The 6,831-nt window shown below is 69.4% G+C and carries 7 protein-coding genes; 2 read left to right on the top strand and 5 right to left on the bottom strand.

The window, feature by feature from the left end:
* Positions 1–39: 39 nt before the first annotated feature.
* The 5 genes from OK17_RS17295 to rpmE all read right to left on the bottom strand — a co-directional run bounded on the left by OK17_RS17295 (position 40) and on the right by rpmE (position 4,272).
* Positions 40–1,263: a serine hydroxymethyltransferase gene (locus OK17_RS17295; RefSeq protein ID WP_461418179.1), complete on the bottom strand. Its 1,224-nt coding sequence runs from the start codon at positions 1,261–1,263 to the stop codon at positions 40–42.
* Position 1,264: 1 nt separating this feature from the next.
* The gene (locus tag OK17_RS17300; protein WP_461418173.1) at positions 1,265–1,918 is read right to left on the bottom strand and encodes an L-threonylcarbamoyladenylate synthase; all 654 of its coding nucleotides are present in this window, start codon (positions 1,916–1,918) and stop codon (positions 1,265–1,267) included.
* Positions 1,919–1,965: 47 nt separating this feature from the next.
* Positions 1,966–2,844 carry a peptide chain release factor N(5)-glutamine methyltransferase gene (gene prmC / locus OK17_RS17305; RefSeq protein WP_461418174.1) on the bottom strand — a complete coding sequence of 293 codons (879 nt, stop codon included), beginning with the start codon at positions 2,842–2,844 and terminating at the stop codon, positions 1,966–1,968.
* A 4-nt stretch (positions 2,845–2,848) separates the two neighbouring features.
* Positions 2,849–3,925 carry a peptide chain release factor 1 gene (prfA, locus tag OK17_RS17310; RefSeq protein WP_461418176.1) on the bottom strand — a complete coding sequence of 359 codons (1,077 nt, stop codon included), beginning with the start codon at positions 3,923–3,925 and terminating at the stop codon, positions 2,849–2,851.
* Between the two features lie 134 nt (positions 3,926–4,059).
* Positions 4,060–4,272, bottom strand: a complete 213-nt coding sequence (gene rpmE / locus OK17_RS17315) for a 50S ribosomal protein L31 (RefSeq protein WP_005196328.1) — start codon at positions 4,270–4,272, stop codon at positions 4,060–4,062.
* A gap of 271 nt (positions 4,273–4,543) precedes the next feature.
* Between rpmE and OK17_RS17320 the strand changes: the two genes are divergently transcribed.
* The gene (locus OK17_RS17320; protein WP_461418177.1) at positions 4,544–5,767 is read left to right on the top strand and encodes a sulfite reductase subunit alpha; all 1,224 of its coding nucleotides are present in this window, start codon (positions 4,544–4,546) and stop codon (positions 5,765–5,767) included.
* A gap of 26 nt (positions 5,768–5,793) precedes the next feature.
* Entirely contained in the window at positions 5,794–6,741 is a 948-nt protein-coding gene (locus OK17_RS17325) for a ChuX/HutX family heme-like substrate-binding protein (RefSeq protein WP_461418178.1), read from the top strand.
* Positions 6,742–6,831 lie beyond the last annotated feature (90 nt).

Below are 6,831 nucleotides of genomic sequence, written 5' to 3' on the forward strand. Positions count from 1 at the left end.
GTGGAGGTCGCTGGGGACGTATCGGACACCCGGACAACGCTACCCGCATGCGAGGCTTCTGATCTCACGGTGGATCCGGTCGTGCGTCGAGAGATCGTCGGTCGTCATCGCGGCCAGCATCGCGTCCGCGACCGACGGGATCATCTCCGGGGTCAGGCCCCGCGAGGTGGCTACTGGGGTGCCGATCCGGATTCCCGACCCCTCGGCGACCGGACGCTCGTCGAAGGGCAGGACGGCCTTGTCGACGACGATCCCCGCTCGGTTGAGACGTTTCTGCGCCTCGGTTCCCGAGATGCCGAGCGCCGCGACGTCGACGACCGCGAGATGAGTGTCGGTGCCCCCGGAGACCACCCGCAGCCCGCGGGCGGTCAACGCATCGGCGAGGTCTCCGGCGTTGCGCGCGGCCGCGGCCGCATAGGCGGCGAACTCCTCGGTTCCGGCGTCGTGGAAGGCGACGGCCTTCGCGGCGATCGCGTGCATGGACGGGCCGCCCTGGATGAACGGATGGACCGCTTTCCGCAGCGCGTCGGCATGCTCGGTGCGCGCCAGGATGACACCGCCGCGGGGCCCGCGGAAGACCTTGTTGGTGGAGAAGGTGACGACGTCGGCGTGCGGCACCGGCGACGGGAGCAGCCCGGCGGCAACGTGTCCGGCGAGGTGCGCCGCGTCGACCAGGAGGATGCACTCCGCCTCGTCGGCGATCTCGCGCAGCAGCGGGTAGTCGAAGGAACGCGAATACGTCGTGCCGCCCACGACCAGCATCCGCGGCCGATGCACCAGGGCCAGTTCGCGGACCTGGTCGTAGTCGACGAGCTCGTCGTCGCGGCGCACCTCGTAGTGCAGCGGGGAGAACCAGCGACCGGAGAAGTTGGCGCGCGAACCGTGGGTCTGGTGCCCGCCGTGCTCGAGCCGCAGCGCGAGCACCGGGTCACCCGGCTGGGCGAACGCCGCGTGGACGGCGAGATTCGCCGCACTCCCCGACAACGGCTGGACGTCGACATGACCGGCGCCGAAGAGGTCCCGCGCCCGGCCGATCGCGAGTTCCTCGAGCTCGTCGACGATCTCGCATCCGCCATGATGGCGCGAACCGGGGCGCCCCTCGGCGTACTTCGAATCGAAGGTCGAGGCCATCGCGGCCCGCACCCCCGCAGTCGGTTCGGTCTCGCTCGCGAGCAGTTGGAGCCACGTCCGCCGGCGGGACGATTCCCGCTCGATCAGCATGTCGATCTGCGGGTCACCCGTCGAATCTATGCCCGACGCCAACTCAACCACGCAGTGACTCGGGGTCGACGTCGAGGACCTCGGCGACGGCCTCGATCGTGATGGCACCCTCCCGTAGAACCCGCGGCTGCGCGCCCGACACGTCGACGATCGTCGACGCCCGGGCGATCGGTGCAGGCCCGCCGTCGAGGTACACCGAGATCTTGTCGCCGAGCTGTTCCCGGGCCTCGTCCACCGTGGTGGCGGGCGGGCTACCCGACACGTTCGCGCTCGACACCGCCATCGGCCCGACCTCACGCAACAGCTCGATCGCGACCGGATGCAGCGGCATGCGCAGCATGACCGTGCCGTCGGTGTCGCCGAGATCCCAGGCGAGCGAAGGCGCCTGACGGACAACGAGACTCAGACCGCCGGGCCAGAACGCCTCGATCAGGTCGCGGGCGGCCTGCGGGACGGACAGCACGAGTCCGTCGATGGAATGCCAGGAACCGACCAGGACCGGCACCGGCATGTCCCGGCCGCGGTGCTTGGCCGCGAGCAGCGAGCCGACGGCGTCGGAATCGAAGGCATCGCAACCGACTCCATAGAGCGTGTCGGTGGGGACCACCACCAGGCGTCCCGCCTTCGCCGCCCCGACGGCCGCGCGTATGCCCGCCGAACGGCTCTGCGGATCGTTGCAGTCGAAAACAATGCTCACCGGTCCATCCTTTCATGCCACCGGTGGTGCATTCCGGCAGACGCGCCTCAGCCGACGCGGCGGGCGGTCACGAAGCGCGGCCGGCCGGCCAGATCCGTACGGGCGGTCACCTCGTCGAATCCGCCGTGGGCGCGTAGACACTCGACGACGGCATCCGAGGTCGTGTCGTCGTGTTCGATCCCGACGAGACCGCCCGGGGCGAGCATGGTCGCGATGATCGGCACCATCGGGACGATCACGCTCATCCCGTCGTCGCCGCCGAAGACCGCGCGCGCCGGGTCGTGGTCCACCTCGGGACCGACCTCGGACCGCAGCGGGACGTAGGGCGGGTTGGTCGCGACGATCGAGACGCTCCCCGCCGGGATCACGCGGCCGATCTGATCGGCATCGGTGACGTCCGCGGCCACCACGTCGAGCCGTTCCCGAACCCCGACCGGTGCATCGGAGACGTTGCGCCGCAGCCACTTCAACGCGGCGTCGTCAATCTCGACGGCCGTCACGCGCGCCGAACGGACCAGCGTCGCCAGGCCGATGGCCAGGGCGCCGCTCCCACTGCAGAGATCGACGATGCGCACCGGGTCCGCCCTGGTCGCGGCGGCGGATGCCGCCCATTCGAGCAGATACTCGGTTTCCGGTCGAGGGATGAACACGCCCCGGCCGACGGCCAGCTCGAGCGGACCGAATGCCGCGGTCCCGACGATGTGCTGCAACGGGATTCGACGCGCACGCTGGTCGACCGCCGTCCGGAACCGACGGACGTGTGCGTCATCGATGGTGTCTATGACGATCAGGCGGCCGGGGTCACACGAGAGGACGTGGGACATCAGCCATTCGGCGTCGCGTCGTGCCGAGTCGATACCGGCTGCGGCCAGTTGTGCGGTGGCGCTGCGGATTTCGTCGGCCACCCGGGCCGGCGCGTCCGACATCGGGTTATTCGGCTTCCATGCGGGCCTGGCGCTCGGCGGCGACGAGCGCGTCGAGGAGGTTGTCCATGTCCCCGGCGAGAACGGCGTCGAGGTTGTTGGCCTTGTAGCCGATGCGGTGATCGGTGATGCGGTTCTCGGGGAAGTTGTAGGTGCGGATGCGCTCGGAACGGTCGACGGTGCGGATCTGTGCAGCACGTCCCTCCGCGGCCGCGGCCTCGGCCTCCTCCTCCGCCGCAGACTGGAGGCGGGCGGCCAGGACCTGCATGGCGCGGGCCTTGTTCTGGAGCTGCGACCGCTCGTTCTGGCAGGTCACGACGATGCCGGTGGGCAGGTGGGTGATGCGCACCGCGGAGTCGGTGGTGTTGACGCCCTGGCCGCCCTTGCCCGACGACCGGTAGACGTCGATGCGCAGATCGGATTCGTCGATCGCGACCTCGGCGACCTCTTCGGGCTCGGGGTAGATGAGCACACCGGCCGCCGAGGTGTGGATACGTCCCTGTGACTCGGTCACCGGCACCCGCTGCACGCGGTGCACGCCGCCTTCGAACTTGAGTCGCGACCACACTCCGTCGCGGACGGTCTCCTTGGACTTGATCGAGAAGGTCGCCTCTTTGTAACCGCCGAGGTCGGATTCGGTGACACCGAGGGTCTGCACCTTCCAGCCGTGTCGCTCGCAGTACTTGAGGTACATGCGTGCAAGGTCGGAGGCGAACAGCGCGGACTCCTCGCCGCCGGCGCCGGACTTGATCTCGAGGACCACGTCGTCGCTGTCGTGCGGGTCGCGCGGGGCGAGCAGGTCGGTGAGCGTCGCGTCGAGCTCCTCGACGGTCGCCTCGAGGGCGGGGATCTCGGCGGCGAAGGACGGGTCGTCGGCGGCGAGTTCACGCGCCGCCTCGAGGTCCTCGCGGGCCGCCTTGAGCTTGTTGTAGGTCGACATCACCGGGGCGAGTTCGGCGAACCGCTTGCCCACCCGCCGGGCGGCGGCCGGGTCGTCGTGGAGCGAGGGGTCGGCGAGCTGACGCTCGAGACCGGAGTGCTCGGCCAGGATGTCATCGATGGCCGACGGACTCTGCGTACTCACTGCGAACCTCACTCGTGGAAACGGAACTCACCGCCGAAGACGCCTTCGGCAAGAATGCTCGGGGAAGGAAAGACCTGGTCAAACACAAACGACGCCCGTCCCGACTCGGCGTCGGGCGGGCGTCGCAGCGTGGTCTACTTGGAGCGCTTGCCGTAGCGCTTCTCGAACCGGGCGACACGGCCGCCGGTGTCGAGGATCTTCTGCTTGCCCGTGTAGAACGGGTGGCACTGCGAGCAGACCTCGACGTTGATACGACCGTTGGCAGCGGTGCTGCGGGTCTCGAACGTGTTGCCGCAGCCGCAGACGACGGTGGTCGCCGCGTACTCGGGGTGGATTCCCTGCTTCATGTTTGGTTGTCCCTTTCTGAGGTCGCCGGGTCACCGTCGCCTTTCGACGGTGTGAACCGGAACCGGACTCGACCGCTCAGTATGCCATGTGTGCCGTTCGCGACGGAAATCGCGGACGCAGCGGTCGCAGGTTGGTCAACGGCCAGGGGCGCGATTTGATTCCCGGGCGAATATCACACCTCCGGAGGGTCGTGGAGGGGGCCCTCGGAGTAGTACCGTGGCCGACGGCCATTCTCCTGGCAACACCCTCTCCGACCACGAAGGATTCTCGATGTACGACGCCGCTTCGGCCGGTACCAGCACTCCACTGAGCACCACCCCGGATGAGTCGTCGACGCAGCAGTCCGCCCCGGCACGGCGCAAGCCGGCCCGGTCACCGTGGAACCGGCGGAATCCCTACCCGGCGACGATCGTGACCAACACCGTCCTGTCGGGTCCGGGATCGGCCAAGGAGGTGCGGCACGTCGAGATCTCGCTCGGCGACAGCGGCATCACCTACGAACCGGGCGACGGCATCGCCATCACGCCGGTCAACGATCCCGCCTTGGTGGATCTCCTTCTCGAGCGCCTGGGAGCCGTCGGCGACGAGATCATCGCCGACCGGAAGGCCACCTACAGCCTCCGCGAGGCCCTGACCACCCGTTACGAGATCGGCTGCCCGTCGAAGTACCTGGCCAAGGCGGTGGCCGAGCGGACCGGCCATGCCGACCTGACCCGCCTGATCGAGGCCGGCGACGCCCAGGCGCTCGACGCATGGCTTCGCGGGCGAGACGTCCTCGACCTGCTGAACATCGATCCGACCATGGACTTCGCGCCCGAGGAACTCCTCGAGGAACTCAGCCCGCTCGCCCACCGCGAGTACTCGATCTCCTCGAGCCCCACGGTTCACTCGGGGACGGTGCACATCACGATGGCGACCGTGCGCTACGTCGCCGACGACCGCGAACGCGGCGGCGTCTGCTCGACGCACCTCGCCGACCGCTGCGCGCCCGGCGACACCGTGAACGTCTTCATCACCCCCAACAAGACGTTCCGCCTGCCCGAGGGCGACGTCCCGGCCGTCATGATCGGTCCGGGAACCGGCATCGCCCCGTTCCGCGCCTTCCTCCATCACCGTGCGGCCACCGGCTCGACCGGGCCGAACTGGTTGTTCTTCGGCGACCAGCATCGCGACACCGACTACCTCTACGCCGACGAGATCGACGGTTTCGTCACCGACGGCCTGCTGGACCGGTTGGACCTCGCGTTCTCGCGGGACCAGGACCACAAGGTCTACGTGCAGGACCGGATGCGCGAGAACGGCGCGGACCTGTTCGCCTGGCTGGAGAAGGGCGCTCACGTCTACGTGTGCGGTGACGCCGCCACGATGGCCGGCGACGTCGACGCGGCCCTCCACGAGATCGTCGCCCAGCACGGCGGACTCGATTCCGACGCCGCGCGCGACTACGTCGACGCCCTCCGCGCCGCGGGCCGCTACGCCCGCGACGTCTACTGAGCCGACCCCGGCGAGATCTGCACGCCGTGCCCGACCCCACCGACGACCCGATCCGGCCGAGCGATCTCGAGATCCTGCTCGCGACACCGGGTTTCGGCGACTCAGCGATCAGTTCCGACATCGACACGATCGCCGCGCGACTCCCCTCGCTCGCGGAGGTCGTCGGTGTCACGGTCGCCGGACCGGTGATCATGAACGCGGTCGGCGTTCACGGGATCCCCACCCCGCTGGGCGGCCCCCTCACCGTCGGTGCCGAGCAGATCTCGTTGCGCCTCAACCCCTCTCGGTTGTCGTCGACGCTGCAGACCGATCCCGCCGCCCAGGTCCCGCCCACGCTGCGCCTGTTCGACGCGGGTGGCGACACCGCGCACGCGACCTACCTGACCGAGAACTCCGATCGCCTCGCCTTCGAGTCGTTGAGCCTGTCCACCTCGATGGCGGCGATCCACGGCTCGGAACCCACGCCCGTCCCGGCGTTCTCCGGACCCGAGTACATCCCGGCCGCACTCCCCGACCGCCACGACGGCGACCAGGTCGGGCTCTTCGACTCGGTCCTGCTCGACGGCGGCACCTCCCGGCTCCGGTTGCTGGCCGAGGGGCGCGGCCCGCGCGGCACCCGCGTCGATCCGAGTCGGGTCATCGCCGCACTCGGGCACGCCGCTCTGCTGGGGATGACGGTCACCCTCGCCGCCGCGGCACCGGGGTGCATGCAGATGCGCCAGGACCGGCTCGACGGCGCCCGCGAGCACCGCGGGCAGATGGTCCTGGCGTCCGGCGCGTCTCGGGTGATGATCAACTTCACCCACGTCGATCAGTGCTGGGTCACCTGGTCACAAGGGGCGTGGGGCCCCACTGCCGCAATCGAGTTCTACGACCGGCGCGGGCGCTGTTGCCTCGTCGTCACGCACGTCGGCGCCGTTTCCCGCGCCACCGTCGAGGCGTGGGATCACCTGACCGACGATCTCGCGTCCTGACCCCCTGGCTGCCTGAGGCGCGAGGAGCGCAAGCCGACGGGCCACGCGAAGGCCTGGTGACCCTTCGATACGCTCGCAAGCTCGCTACTC

The organism is Gordonia sp. GN26 (assembly GCF_054823965.1).

What these genes read in the sequence shown, in the direction of transcription:
- rpmE (WP_005196328.1), bottom strand. Translation starts at nt 4,272, where the DNA reads ATGAAGCAGGGAATCCACCCCGAGTACGCGGCGACCACCGTCGTCTGC.
- OK17_RS17320 (WP_461418177.1), top strand. Translation starts at nt 4,544, where the DNA reads ATGTACGACGCCGCTTCGGCCGGTACCAGCACTCCACTGAGCACCACC.
- prmC (WP_461418174.1), bottom strand. Translation starts at nt 2,844, where the DNA reads ATGTCGGACGCGCCGGCCCGGGTGGCCGACGAAATCCGCAGCGCCACC.